Origin of the sequence: Pantoea leporis (assembly GCF_028048155.1) — a bacterium.
Classification (GTDB): Bacteria; Pseudomonadota; Gammaproteobacteria; order Enterobacterales; family Enterobacteriaceae; genus Pantoea; species Pantoea leporis.
In genome coordinates this window covers 92,153-104,633 of sequence record NZ_JALMEU010000002.1, presented here as the reverse complement: position 1 = coordinate 104,633, position 12,481 = coordinate 92,153, and the positions used below count along the sequence as shown (strand labels likewise).

Here is a 12,481-nt window from a genome sequence, read left to right as displayed (position 1 = left end):
GGAGGCAACGATGTATGGTTATAGCCTGCTCCGTCTGAGTCTTTATGTTGTCATTGCGATCGTTACCTGCTCCGCCGTAGGACTATTCACCTACGCGGTTGTCTCTATGCTTGGTAATTAAATTATCCACTCACATTATTGCCAACAATGGATTCGTTGTTGCTGAGGATAAAACAGTGACTCGTTATATTACGCTGACTGCCATTGTTATATTTTTAACAACGGGTTGCGATCAAAAAACACAGGAAGTTACGCCACCGCCACGCATGGTGAAAGTCGTTAAAGTTGTGGCGTCCGGCGAATCTCAGCAACGTATCTTCCCGGCGCGCATTGAATCCGGCGACTCCACCGATTTGTCGTTCAAACGTGCAGGACAGATTGAATCGCTGGATATTCGCCAGGGCAACCGCATCGAGCAGGGCCAGCTCATCGCCAGACTTACGGCGCGGGAAGCGCAGCAGCGCGTTAATGAGCGCCAGACCGCCGCCACCCTCGCCCAGCGGCAATTTACCCGCTTCCAGACGCTCTCCGGCCGCCAGGCGATTTCGCAGGCAGACATGGACGTGCAGCGCGCCAACCGCGATGCGGCCAATGCCGCGCTGCAAATTGCCCGTGAGGAGTTAAGCCAGATGACGCTAACCGCGCCGTTCAGCGGCGTGGCCGCCGTGGTTAACGTGCGCAATCATCAGGTAGTTGCCGCCGGACAAACCATTGCCACCTTGACTCGCAACGATCTGCTCGACGTGGTTTTCAGCGTACCGGAAAACCTGTTTACCGCGCTGGATATGCGCAACCTGACCTATCGCCCGGTGGTGCGCATCAACTCGCTGCCGGATCGCGAATTCCAGGCCGAGTACAAAGAGCACACCGGCAGCAGTAACAGCAACTCGCTGACGTGGCAGATCATTTTAACTATGCCGCGCCCGGCCGATTTCCCGGCGGTGGGCGGCGTCAGTGGCACGGTAACCATTAACCTCGCCAATCTACCCGCCAACGTGAATCGCGAATCGTTAGTGGTGCCGGTGGAAGCGGTATTCAATCCCGATAACAGCCAGCGCAACGAGCCGCATGTCTGGGTGGTGCAAGGCAGCGGCGATCAGTTGACGTTAGAAGATCGCAAAGTCAGCGTGGGCGAAGTGACCGATCGCGGCGTGGTGATCACCGCCGGGCTGCATGCCGGTGAACGCGTGGTCGCTGCTGGCGTCAACGAGCTGCATGCTCAGCAACCGGTACGCATCTGGACGCGTGAGCGGGGGCTGTAATGGATATCTCCCGGCAGTTTATCGACAATCCGGTCCGCGTCTGGCTGGCGATTCTGTTACTGGGCGTCGGCGGCATTTTTGCTCTGCTCAATATTGGCCGTCTCGAAGATCCGGCTTTTACCATTAAGACCGCGGTGGTTGTCACCCACTATCCCGGCGCGTCCGCGCAGCAGGTGGAAGAGGAAGTCACCTTGCCACTGGAAAATGCGCTGCAGCAGTTGCCCTATCTGGACAATGTCAGCTCCATCTCTTCCAACGGCCTGTCGCAGATTACCGTCAACATTGACTCGCGTTATCACTCCAACGCGTTGCCGCAAATCTGGGACGAACTGCGGCGCAGAGTCGGCGACGCGGCGCGTTTCTTTCCTCCCGGCGTAGCAGCGCCGTTCGTTAACGATGATTTTGGCGATGTGTTTGGTTTCTTCTTCGCCATTTCTGGCGACAACTTCAGCAACCCGGAACTGGTGCAATACGCGGAGCAGCTACGGCGTGAACTGGTGCTGGTGCCGGGCGTGGGCAAGGTGGCGCTGGGCGGCGTGATCCCGCAGCAGATTAATATCGATGTCTCCTTAACGATGATGGCCGCGCGCGGCATTACGCTGCCGCAACTCGCCAGCGTGCTAAGTCGACTCAACGTGGTCTCCAATGCGGGCGACATCAAAGCCGGCACGGAATCGATCCGTCTGCATCCAACCGGCGAGTTTCAGAACATCGAGGAGTTGGGCGACTTGCTGGTCAGCCCGCCTGGCGATCACGCCACCACCCGATTGCGCGATATCGCCTCGCTGTCGCGCGGGCTGAGTGAATCGCCCTCCAGCATTTACCACGCCAGCGGACGTCCGGCGGTCACCATGGGAATTTCGTTTGTTCCCGGCGTGAATGTCATTGATGTCGGGCGCGCGCTGGAGGCCAAACTGCAGCAGATGTCGGCAGAAAAACCGGCGGGCATTCAGATCAACGTGTTTTACGATCAGGCCGCCGAAGTGGCGCACTCGGTGAATGGCTTTATTACCAACTTCCTGATGGCGCTGGCGATTGTCGTCGGCGTGCTGCTGATCTTTATGGGGGTGCGCAGCGGCATTATCATCGCGTTGTCGCTGGCGCTCAATGTGCTGGGCACGCTGCTGATCATGTATCTGTGCGGCATTGAGTTGCAGCGCATTTCGCTGGGCGCGCTGATTATTGCGCTGAGCATGCTGGTGGATAATGCGATTGTGATTGTCGAAGGTGTGTTAATCGCGCGTCAGCAAAACTCGCCGCTGATGAACACCATCAACTTTGTGATTCGCCGCACCGCCTTCCCGCTGCTGGGCGCGACGATAATCGCCATTCTGGCGTTTGCGCCGATTGGTCTTTCGCAGGATTCCACCGGCGAGTACTGCAAATCGCTGTTTCAGGTATTGCTGATTTCCCTGCTGCTGAGCTGGTTCTCGGCGCTTACCATCACGCCGGTGCTGATCAAATGGTGGCTGTTTAAAACACAGGAACCTACTAAAGCTGCGGCTGAAGTTTCACCTTATGACGGCGGTTTTTATCGCCTTTATCAGCGCATGTTGCTGGTGTTGCTCAGGCAAAAAACCCTCACGCTTTCGCTGATGGCGCTGCTGCTGGCGCTGGCGATTTGGGGCTTTGGATCGGTACGACAAAACTTCTTCCCTTCAGCCAATACGCCGATCTTCTTTGTCGATCTCTGGCTGCCGTACGGCACCGATATCAACGCCACCGAGCAGATGGCCAGCGACGTTGAAAAATCGATTACCGGGCAGCAAGGCGTGGTGTCTACCGTCACCACCATTGGCCAGGGCAGCATGCGCTTTATCCTCACTTACAACGGGCAGCGTCAGTACAGCAATTATGCGCAAATCATGGTGCGCATGGACGATCAGCGTAACATCGCCGCGCTGTCACACCGTATCGATGCCTATATTGCTCGCCAGTATCCGCAGGTTAATGCCAGCACCAAACGCGTGATGTTTGGTCCTTCGGGCGGTAGCGCAATTGAGGTGCGTATCAAAGGCCCCGATCCTGACACAATGCGCCTGATCGCCAGCCAGGTCGGCGACATCCTCACCGCCGATCCCGCCACCGACAGCGTGCGCAACGACTGGCAAAACCGCAGCAAAGTTATTCGCCCGCAGTTTAATCTGGCGCTGGGTCGCGAGCTTGGCGTCGATAAGCAGGAGGTGGATAACGCGCTGGAGATGAATTTCACCGGCAGCCGCGTTGGGCTGTATCGTGAAGGCGCTGACCTGCTGCCGGTTATCGTGCGGCCACCGGTCAGCGAGCGGCAGGACGCCAATCATCTCAATAACGTGCTGGTGTGGAGCCAGAGCCAGCAGCAGTACATTCCGCTCAGCAACGTAGTGAGCGGTTTTACGCTGCAATGGGAAGACCCGCTGATTCTGCGCCGCGATCGCAGCCGCGTACTCACCGTGCAGGCCGACCCGAATCCGCTCAGCAACGATACGTCCGGCGATATTGTGGCGCGCGTGAAGCCGCAGATTGAGCAAATCTCGCTGCCGCACGGCTACAGCATTGAATGGGGCGGCGATGCGGAGAGCTCCAGTGAAGCGCAGCAAGGCGTGTTTACCTCGCTGCCGCTGGGTTATCTGGTGATGTTCGTGATCACCGTGCTGATGTTTAGCTCGCTGAAAAACGCCGTCGCCATTTGGCTGACGGTGCCGCTGGCGCTGATTGGCGTGACGCCGGGCTTTTTGATCACCGGAATTCCGTTTGGCTTTATGGCGTTAATCGGCCTGCTGAGTCTGAGCGGTATGTTGATTCGAAATGGCATCGTGCTGGTCGAAGAGATTGAACAGCAGAAGCTAGTAAAGCCGCAGGCTGACGCGATCATTTACGCCGCCACCTCGCGTCTGCGCCCTATTCTGCTGACCGCCTTTACCACCGTGCTCGGGCTGGCGCCGCTATTGCGCGATGTGTTCTTCCAGAGCATGGCGGTGGTGATCATGTTTGGTTTGGGCTTTGCCACGGTGCTAACGCTGCTGGTGCTGCCGGTGATTTACGCCTGCTTCCATCGCCAATCGGTGGCTAGCGCATCATGAATGTTACCGGCCTCAACGTGATTAAAACGCTGGGATGTATGACGGCGGTGACGTTTTTCACCGTGTACAACACCTGGGATCGCTACGATTACGATTATCACTGGATTCTGGCGTTTCTGACCTTTATCTCCACCATCGCCACGCCGCTGTTTTTTGTCGTCGCCGGGATTATGGATGCCCGTTCCGACCAGGATGTTAACTGGCAGATAGGCAAGATTCGCAATCTGGTGATCGTGTTTCTATTCTGGATGACGGTCTATTACCTGTGGGAACCGTATCAGCGCGGCTATCTGATCCAGCCGTGGTTCATCTTCTCGTTCATTATCATCTACAGCTTTCACCCGCTGATGATCTGGATTAGCCAGCATCGACGCGCGTTCGTTGCGCTGGTGTTTGCGTTGCTGGCGTTCTCATATGGCTACGATTTGCTGGCGGTGCTGCATCCGGACGACCCGCTATTCCGGCTTGAACCGCAGTATCGGCTCTGGACCTGGCTGCTGTTTTACTTAACCGGCCAGCTGTTGTGCGATCCGCTGATTAATGACTGGATGGAGCGCAAAAACGTGGCGCGCGGCGCGGTGATCGCCCTGCCCTTTATCTATCTGTTTACCTGGTTTTATGAGCAGCACTTCTTCTTCGCGCTATTTGAAGCCGATCGCAACGCCTTTATTCTCACCGGCTCGCAGATTTATCTGCTGGTGGTGGTGCTGGTGATTGCCGCCAGTCAGGTGCGCTTTCGCCGCAATGTGGCGGTTAAAGAGACCATTCTGGCGACCATCAGCAAAACTATGACCGGCGTCTATATTCTTCACTACTCGGTTTTCCATCTGCTCACCGCGCTGATTCCCATCACCTCGCTGGCGACTAAGCTGACGCTGATTGCCGTGACCTTTGCCGCTTCGGTGCTGCTCTCCAGAGTGATCCTCGCCAGCGGCTGGCTGAAAAAAGTCATAACCCTTTGATGCAGGCCGGCAGATTGCTCTGACTGCTGCAGTCAATGCGCCCCTTGATTTGCAACATCATGTAATCGAAAAACGGATTGGAGGTGTTGCGCATCAGCGTATCCAGCCCAACGATCAGGCTGGCGGTTTCACCGCGCAGCGAGATGGTGCCAAAGCTAATGCCATAACGATTCTTTTCCGTTGGCTCGCGGCCATACAGCGAGTCGCTGAGCGGGAACGGCACGGCAATGTGCGATAACGAATAGGTATCCTGCGGCCACGCTTCATGCATCGAACGCACGATCTCTTGCGTTTGATCCGCCGCTGTAATGCGCGCCACGGTTTGATAGGTGGTCGATGACGCGTTGGTGATGACCGTTGAGGCATAGCGGCGCGGCGCAGGCGGCAACAAATTATTGACCGCTGAATAGAGCGCGGGCCTGAACAGCGCGCGCAAGTTCGCCGCCTGGTTGACGTCGAACATCACCAGTTCACTGCCGTTATCCGGCAGATAGCGATAGAACCCATTGACCACCGCGCGGGTGCTGACGGTGGAATCCAGCACTGACTGGAAGGTCAGCACCGGCGGAAACGCCGGCATGCTGCCGCCGCGAATCACATGCAGCAGCTGATCCTGCATCGCCTGAGTCAGCAGCCACGATTGCCGCGCCGCGCGCACCGGGAACGAGTTGTACTTGAAAGGATTGTATTCGGGGATGATGCTCAGCCACGCCGCTTTGGCGAAGCCGGGGATGATGGCGGGCCAGCCGGCTAAGCCAGCAAACCGCGCATAGGCGGTGACGCCAATCATCGGCGACAGCAATACCAGCTGTTGCGGCTTGCGCAGCGCGTTATTTTGCAACGTATCGAGGCTGTATTTCACCGCCAGCGCGCCGCCGTTCGAGTATCCAACCAGATGCAAAGGTACGTTGCTGCCCGCCAGGCGTGTCGCTTCGCGCACCGCTAAGCGGGTTGCCGCCATCCACATTTGCCAGTCAACCCTGGTGAGTGAACCGGGCGCCGTGCCGTGTCCCGGCAGCCGCGGCACTACCACCACAAAACCCTTCTGCTGATACGCCTGCGCCAGATAGCGCATGCTGTACGGCGAATCGGTTAATCCATGCAGCAGCACCACCGCACCTTTCGCTTTTCCTTCCGGCTCAAGGATATAAGAGCGATTCCAGTCGGTGTCGAATCGCGCCGGATAAACCGGGCTTTGCGCGTTAAAGCGGTTGAGCGCCGTTTTCTCATCGTCACTGAGCTGGTCGGTCACGTTGAGCTTCATGTCGTGGAAAATCGCTGCTTCACGCGTCAGATAATCCGCGAAGCTGGCGCGATCAATCTCATCCACCGACATTTCATCCGCCGACCACGTATGCCAGCGATGCAGCGGCGGTCCCTGTTCGGATTGATAACCACGGATCACCAGGAACATCACCAGCAAAACCAGCAAGCCTAACGCTACGCGCTTGAGCACTTTGCTGATGCGATCTTTATGCAACGCGTTGACGGAATCAGAAGGCATAGCGAACCCAGGCAAACAGCACGTTACCGTTATTGTAAGTGCCGGGAATATAGGTGAACTGCACGTTGAGGCGTTTATAACCAGCGGAGAACAGCGGCAGCACGATAGGCAGCGGCACGTAATTGGCGAAGTCATCGCGCGCGGTAATGCCGGCGGTTAGCCCGAGACCAAGACGAAAATCGTGCGATTGATCCAGATACCAGCCTTTCTCCCAGCCATAACCAATGATCGGCTGCCATTCGTTATGGGAATCTTTAAACGCCATCGCGTAGAGCGCGCTCCAGTTACCGTCTTCATTGATGCGCGAGACGCCCAACCCGCCCCCCCAAGGCGTTTCATTGTAGTTATCGGTTTTATCTTTATCGTAAGCAAAACGGGCATGCCAGCTGATGAAAGGCAGATAGAGATCGTAATACTGCGGTTCCTGCCAGGTTTGTGAAACGTCCTGCTTGAGCCATTCCCAGCCATCGCTGATCGTGTTGGCCGCCGAGGCGGGACAGACAAACAGGGCCAGAGTAAGCAACCAGGCCGCCTGAAGAGTACGCATCATGTATGCCTCTGAAATTCACCGCCGCGAAAAGGAGTGGAAAAGCTGATGTGCTCACCAAGCAGATCAAGCCACTTAACCGGTGAGATTATAGTTGCTTGTTATTGCTATAAGTAGCATCACCACGCAGATAACAAACCACCTTGTGATAATCGGCGCGGCAAAGCGCAGCCAAGGATGAAGCGTGACCGGCCGTTCAGCCATCCAGGTCTTTAAATGGTTAAAATAAATAAACATATTCGTTGCTAAATTATTATCTCTATGTCTTAATGCGTCATCGGTTTGGAACACAGACCTTATGAAAGCAGTTTTAGTAAAGCAGTCCTCAGTTCAAGTGTTATCCCTAGATACCCTTCTTCGAGAGCCTCCTCCTAAGTGCCCAATAAGTAAATCTTTCACTTCAGGCCAATTTTCGCCGCTACAAGTGGCTCATCAATTAAGGAATTATCTATGTCTAACAAAATGACTGGTTTAGTAAAATGGTTTAACTCTGATAAAGGTTTTGGCTTTATCACTCCTAACGATGGCAGCAAGGATGTTTTCGTCCATTTCTCTGCCATCCAGAGCGACAACTACAAAACTCTTGATGAAGGTCAGCAAGTTTCCTTCACCATCGAAAATGGCGCCAAAGGCCCAGCAGCGGGCAACGTTACTCCGCTGTAAGCCGCGCTCATTATCAGCAACGCTTACAATAGCGATGAAGACAATAGTCTGAGCAGATAAGCACCGTTGATAAAAAATACCCGCCTTGTGCGGGTTTTTTATTGCCTGAAACTTGGTGTGACTAAGGTTTGCGTAGTGAATAAACTGCTCGCCAGCGAAGTCGGTAGCTTCACCGTACGTAGAAAGTGGACACCGGTTAATAAGAAGGAAATAGGATGCTTTTGCCCGATTTGAATTTCACACAAACGCTACATCACCCGTCATTTCGACTATGAGCCGTCCGCTATTTGTTTCTCTGGATGGACCCAAAGGCGTTGGTAAAACCACGCTGTTGGAAGCCATCACGAAAGTACTCAGGGCTAATAACATCAAGGTAATCCGGCTTTGCGAGAAAAAAAGCGATCCTTTCAGGAGAGAAACAATGGCTCTGGTGAACAGGCTGGCCAGAAATCCCTGCATGGATTTAGAGTGGGAAGTTTGTGCGCGCTTTGCTGATAGCCGTGCATGGATTTCCCAACATGTGCTGACTAAACAGCCACCGTACAGCATCATTTTGATGGATCGCTGGTACCCGTCGGATGCCGCGTTTCGCCGGATGGTTCCATTTGCTGAGATTTTACAGTTAAACATTGATCGAAACGTGCAAGCGCCAGACCTGCATGTCGGGGTTGTTACTGCGCCTGAAATTTCATGGGCAAGGGCCGCGGCCAGAACGCGCGGGTTAAGTAGTACGGTGATGTATAAGCTGGAAGATCATGTCGCTTGTACTCAGTCGTTCGAGCGAGCCGTTGCTAAACACGGCTGGGTTTTATGCCGTAATGAAGGGATGATCGAACACGCAACCCTGCAGGTTGTCAATGAGATCTACAAACTGCTGAATGACCTTTAGGCATCAGTTCTGAGACACTTTTTCTGCCGCATCCCGTTAGACCTAATAGTGGAAACTCATCACTCTGACTGAGCACTGAACACATCCGTCTATGGTTATCAGTTGCTACTCGGGCTAACTGTAGATCGGTGTAATCCCTGAAAGTTCTACAGACGCACGTCTTGTGGTTACGCTATGGCTGGGTGGGGCTCCAGATATAACAGCGCGGTGCATAATATGCAGCTGGTGTCCGCCAACTTCCGCGTAATAAGCTGGCTATCCGTAAATGTAACGAAACCAATATATTTACCTGCAAAGGGTTTTATTGCATCCTTGCGCTTTCATATTTATACAGCTGTTCACGGATTACTTTATAATTAAATATATCACCCCTTTTTGTAGTGCCTTCCCATTATTTCACCGAGTTAATATCCATCATTGAGAAGCGCTTAACGCCTTAAACATTAAACCTCTTTCATGCAAAATTGCACATAATTTCACCCTGCATTAGCACCTAATAACGGCAGTGAATAGTCACTTAGAAAATATATAAATCCTAGATTTCATGACTTTTAGGAATTAACCTTTAGCTAAATCCGTAATAGCGCCTACAGTTTAAGTCGAGGTTGTCATAAACGTGAAAATGGAGGATGGTTAATGTCTTTTCAACACGACGGGAAAGGCTACGTCATTATTGGCGAAGCGGCACTGAGTATTGCCTTGGGACAGAGAGTTGTCAGCGTACAATCGCTGATTGACGAACTGGAACATATGGCAAATGCAGGCGGCAGCAAGGCAAGGTTGTCTGATATTTCTGAAGCCACAAAATGGCTGAAGAGTTTCGAAGAGCCCGATCGCGCTGTCCATAACGTGCCATACCTGCAAACGCTTGCAGGCTTGAACGACGAAACGAACTGACGCCTAAGGACGTAGTCCGGCTCTGGCCGGAAGACGACGACGAAGATGACCTCAACGGTCGCGTTTAACGTGTACCGGCTGGAGAAAATGTCAGGGACGACACTCTCCCCTTCCTTAATTAATCCCCACCTGTCATTTGGCAATATTCATTTCCCATTCCCAAATTACGTATCAAAATCTTCATTAATTGAGGCAAGTTTTGTCTTGAAAACGATTTCATTATTTTCCCTCGAAATTTGAGACTTTTCTTTATCATCAAGCAATGCGTTTACATCTGGCATAATTTAAGATAATTATCAGCAAGTTGAGCAGCAACGTTAACATGCAAAATTTGATAAACCGTAATCTCTAAACAATCTTAAAGACCTTAAGGAAGTTTGTTACTACACTATTCCTACGGTAATCGAAAATATTGGAGGAAACGCAGTGTTATTTCATGACGAAGAACAAGGCCATATCATTATTGGCGAGGCAGTGATTAATCTTGCTGTGAGTCAGAAGGAAATCAACATTCACTCCCTCATCATTGAGTTGGGCACCATGGCCGAAGGCGATGCCAGCGACAATAGACTTGCTCAGATAGCCGACGCCAGACGCTGGCTAAAAGCCTTTGTCGAAACCTCCCCACGAAACCGCGAAGAGCTACGTTGGCTTTCAGCATCCAGACATTTACGCGCTATCAACAATGATCGTTAATGGGTGACTAACGTTGATTCAGGTTAAGGATGCGCCTCAGGGCGCTCCGCATTATGTCGATAAGTAAGTGAGTTAAACAGACTTCATTCCCTGAGCCTTTCAATACCCCCTCCTCCAGTTAATCGCCTCCTCTCTCTTTGTACAAATTTACCCCTTATCTTCAACAACCAGAACCCGACAGCCGATCTCACAACCAAACATAACTACCTGAATAAAAAGGATAAGCATCTTTTGCTTGAAAAGAAAATCTGTACAGATAAATTAATCCTGTACAAGTTTTAAAAGATTGTCTAACTTTATGTTCAGACAGAATCGACTATCCCAACTTTTACGAGGTTCGCATGCGTCAGAGTGTTTCTAAATTTCCCGATACAGCCAGCGATATTGCACATTATTTTAGCAAAGCAAGCGCGCCAACTCAGCAAGAAACGCTAGGTCAAATTGTTGTCGAAATCCTGCGGGCAGGCAAGAACCTTAATCGTAAGGCTATCTGCACTAAACTGTTAAGACGTCTCGAAGTCGCAGCCACTCAAGAAGAAGAACGCCATTATCAGACATTAATCGGCATGCTGTTTGATCGCTAAGTTTTATCTGTTGGCGAGATAAGCCAGTCACGATCCCGTCGAAGGGATTCAGGCTTTAAACCGCTCATTAATGGATTTTTATCCATGAAAGGCGTGCCATAACAGAAATATGCGCTAAATTTAGTTTTGAATGACTTTTAACTGGGTAAATAGCCCAGAAAGCATGGTTTGTTTAGCCAACACCCAACGCAATAGCATAAACATCTTTCAAACGTTGCCGCAGAAATATCTGATCACAAGGAGAGAAAATGCAACAAAGCGCACAGCAAACGTCCCGCGATATAGACATTACTGACTATCTCCAAAACGCAGGTGACAACCTTTCTGCGGAGAAGACACTGATTGACTCCGCCATCCAGACGCTTGAGAGTCAGGGTAAGAGTGTCTCCAATAGCGCCATTATTTTGTACTTCATCTCGGAAATTGAAAATACCACGGACCCGTTGCAACTTGACGCGTTACTCAACGCGTTGAAGATGGTGGTGGGCTTTACTCCGGGTGAAGAAGAACGTTGGGCATTTTTTTATTGGTGAGTAAAGTCTCAGGGGCATGAGGATCAGTATTTTTAATATGGATGTAGCGGTCAGAAAAGCGGGGAATTGACACAACTTTCCCCGCTAATAGGCAAATAGAATAGATTGGTTTTATTAATCATCATCATTAGGCGTACGGCCTACAACGATTTCAAGGCAGTTGCGCAGCACATCGAGTTGCTCAATATCTGTCGCACTCTCCAGCTCCGCTATCAGACTCATAATGATGGCCTTGTTCGTCACTCTTCCTCTCTCTGCGATCAATGACTTTACGATGATACCAATGACTTCTTTTTCCTCTGCATACTGGTCACCGGTGCTGTGTAAATAACTCTGCAGGTCTGACTCGATAGTATTCTGCTGCATAAAATATCCTTACTGAGTTGCGCATTTTTGTCTCTCTTCCACGCACTTAAGCCCTTAGCCGGCGTTAATGTCGGGTTGAGTCGTCATTACCGAATTTGTCTATATCAAAATTTGCCATGTGCTCCCGGTCTCCAACTTTAGGGGATTCACTCTCGGCAATTTCTTTCTTAACATCCTGCGTAGCGAGAAGTATTACGCGCGCACGTTCTTCATCCTTTTCAGCCTTCAGCATGCATTCAAGCTTCGAGAGGAGCGCACGTCGCGAGATGCCGGCTTTTTCGCGCAGCAATGCTATTACCGCCTCGCCGATGAGAAGGTCACTCAACTTTTGTTCATGGTGATTTTTCATATCACTCTCTGTTCAACATTTAGTGTTGAGAAGAGAGAGAGATGCGGCTGAAAAACGCTGCAATATCATTTACTGAATGGCATTTTCCCAGGTTCTGTTGCAAGGAAACCTCACGTGTTCATATTTTAATCAGATCGTCATGCAGTAAACTTATACAATGATCGCAA

The 12,481-nt window shown here is 51.8% G+C and carries 13 protein-coding genes; 9 read left to right on the top strand and 4 right to left on the bottom strand.

Annotated features, from left to right (window positions below):
• The first annotated feature begins 266 nt into the window (after window positions 1–266).
• From MWH02_RS07750 to MWH02_RS07740, 3 genes are read left to right on the top strand one after another with little or no spacing between them, the layout of a single operon-like run.
• On the top strand, window positions 267–1,262 hold the full coding sequence (locus MWH02_RS07750; RefSeq protein WP_304623337.1) for an efflux RND transporter periplasmic adaptor subunit: 996 nt from the start codon (window positions 267–269) through the stop codon (window positions 1,260–1,262).
• Window positions 1,262–4,324 (top strand): efflux RND transporter permease subunit, encoded by a 3,063-nt coding sequence (locus tag MWH02_RS07745; RefSeq protein ID WP_271460243.1) that lies wholly within the window; start codon window positions 1,262–1,264, stop codon window positions 4,322–4,324. Before MWH02_RS07750 ends, MWH02_RS07745 begins: the two co-directional genes overlap by 1 nt.
• Window positions 4,321–5,286, top strand: a complete 966-nt coding sequence (locus MWH02_RS07740; protein ID WP_271460242.1) for an acyltransferase — start codon at window positions 4,321–4,323, stop codon at window positions 5,284–5,286. The genes MWH02_RS07745 and MWH02_RS07740 overlap by 4 nt, the downstream gene beginning before the upstream one ends.
• On the opposite strand, the gene MWH02_RS07735 is transcribed toward MWH02_RS07740, so the two are convergent.
• Together MWH02_RS07735 and pagP are read right to left on the bottom strand one after the other, a co-directional pair.
• Entirely contained in the window at window positions 5,273–6,790 is a 1,518-nt protein-coding gene (locus MWH02_RS07735) for an alpha/beta hydrolase (RefSeq protein ID WP_271460241.1), read from the bottom strand. The genes MWH02_RS07740 and MWH02_RS07735 overlap by 14 nt on opposite strands.
• On the bottom strand, window positions 6,780–7,337 hold the full coding sequence (pagP, locus tag MWH02_RS07730) for a lipid IV(A) palmitoyltransferase PagP (protein WP_439652366.1): 558 nt from the start codon (window positions 7,335–7,337) through the stop codon (window positions 6,780–6,782). The genes MWH02_RS07735 and pagP overlap by 11 nt, the downstream gene beginning before the upstream one ends.
• A gap of 450 nt (window positions 7,338–7,787) precedes the next feature.
• On the opposite strand from pagP, the gene cspE reads away from it, so the two are divergent.
• The 6 genes from cspE to MWH02_RS07700 all read left to right on the top strand — a co-directional run bounded on the left by cspE (window position 7,788) and on the right by MWH02_RS07700 (window position 11,599).
• Complete coding sequence (cspE, locus tag MWH02_RS07725) at window positions 7,788–8,000, top strand: transcription antiterminator/RNA stability regulator CspE (protein ID WP_007885867.1); 213 nt, start codon at window positions 7,788–7,790, stop codon at window positions 7,998–8,000.
• Between the two features lie 271 nt (window positions 8,001–8,271).
• Window positions 8,272–8,889 (top strand): dTMP kinase, encoded by a 618-nt coding sequence (locus MWH02_RS07720; protein WP_271460239.1) that lies wholly within the window; start codon window positions 8,272–8,274, stop codon window positions 8,887–8,889.
• A 636-nt stretch (window positions 8,890–9,525) separates the two neighbouring features.
• Window positions 9,526–9,786, top strand: a complete 261-nt coding sequence (locus tag MWH02_RS07715) for a hypothetical protein (RefSeq protein WP_192235272.1) — start codon at window positions 9,526–9,528, stop codon at window positions 9,784–9,786.
• A gap of 426 nt (window positions 9,787–10,212) precedes the next feature.
• Window positions 10,213–10,482, top strand: coding sequence for a hypothetical protein (locus MWH02_RS07710; protein ID WP_101761242.1), 270 nt, complete (start codon window positions 10,213–10,215; stop codon window positions 10,480–10,482).
• Window positions 10,483–10,823: 341 nt separating this feature from the next.
• The gene (gene ycgZ / locus MWH02_RS07705) at window positions 10,824–11,066 is read left to right on the top strand and encodes a regulatory protein YcgZ (protein WP_101761241.1); all 243 of its coding nucleotides are present in this window, start codon (window positions 10,824–10,826) and stop codon (window positions 11,064–11,066) included.
• A 248-nt stretch (window positions 11,067–11,314) separates the two neighbouring features.
• Window positions 11,315–11,599: a biofilm development regulator YmgB/AriR family protein gene (locus MWH02_RS07700; RefSeq protein ID WP_271460238.1), complete on the top strand. Its 285-nt coding sequence runs from the start codon at window positions 11,315–11,317 to the stop codon at window positions 11,597–11,599.
• A 114-nt stretch (window positions 11,600–11,713) separates the two neighbouring features.
• On the opposite strand, the gene MWH02_RS07695 is transcribed toward MWH02_RS07700, so the two are convergent.
• Window positions 11,714–11,965 (bottom strand): biofilm development regulator YmgB/AriR family protein, encoded by a 252-nt coding sequence (locus tag MWH02_RS07695; RefSeq protein ID WP_192235274.1) that lies wholly within the window; start codon window positions 11,963–11,965, stop codon window positions 11,714–11,716.
• A gap of 64 nt (window positions 11,966–12,029) precedes the next feature.
• Window positions 12,030–12,314 carry a hypothetical protein gene (locus MWH02_RS07690; protein WP_192235276.1) on the bottom strand — a complete coding sequence of 95 codons (285 nt, stop codon included), beginning with the start codon at window positions 12,312–12,314 and terminating at the stop codon, window positions 12,030–12,032.
• Window positions 12,315–12,481 lie beyond the last annotated feature (167 nt).

What these genes read in the sequence shown, in the direction of transcription:
- MWH02_RS07740 (WP_271460242.1), top strand. Translation starts at nt 4,321, where the DNA reads ATGAATGTTACCGGCCTCAACGTGATTAAAACGCTGGGATGTATGACG.
- MWH02_RS07700 (WP_271460238.1), top strand. Translation starts at nt 11,315, where the DNA reads ATGCAACAAAGCGCACAGCAAACGTCCCGCGATATAGACATTACTGAC.
- MWH02_RS07720 (WP_271460239.1), top strand. Translation starts at nt 8,272, where the DNA reads ATGAGCCGTCCGCTATTTGTTTCTCTGGATGGACCCAAAGGCGTTGGT.
- ycgZ (WP_101761241.1), top strand. Translation starts at nt 10,824, where the DNA reads ATGCGTCAGAGTGTTTCTAAATTTCCCGATACAGCCAGCGATATTGCA.
- cspE (WP_007885867.1), top strand. Translation starts at nt 7,788, where the DNA reads ATGTCTAACAAAATGACTGGTTTAGTAAAATGGTTTAACTCTGATAAA.
- MWH02_RS07690 (WP_192235276.1), bottom strand. Translation starts at nt 12,314, where the DNA reads ATGAAAAATCACCATGAACAAAAGTTGAGTGACCTTCTCATCGGCGAG.
- MWH02_RS07750 (WP_304623337.1), top strand. Translation starts at nt 267, where the DNA reads ATGGTGAAAGTCGTTAAAGTTGTGGCGTCCGGCGAATCTCAGCAACGT.
- MWH02_RS07715 (WP_192235272.1), top strand. Translation starts at nt 9,526, where the DNA reads ATGTCTTTTCAACACGACGGGAAAGGCTACGTCATTATTGGCGAAGCG.
- MWH02_RS07695 (WP_192235274.1), bottom strand. Translation starts at nt 11,965, where the DNA reads ATGCAGCAGAATACTATCGAGTCAGACCTGCAGAGTTATTTACACAGC.
- MWH02_RS07735 (WP_271460241.1), bottom strand. Translation starts at nt 6,790, where the DNA reads ATGCCTTCTGATTCCGTCAACGCGTTGCATAAAGATCGCATCAGCAAA.
- pagP (WP_439652366.1), bottom strand. Translation starts at nt 7,337, where the DNA reads ATGCGTACTCTTCAGGCGGCCTGGTTGCTTACTCTGGCCCTGTTTGTC.
- MWH02_RS07745 (WP_271460243.1), top strand. Translation starts at nt 1,262, where the DNA reads ATGGATATCTCCCGGCAGTTTATCGACAATCCGGTCCGCGTCTGGCTG.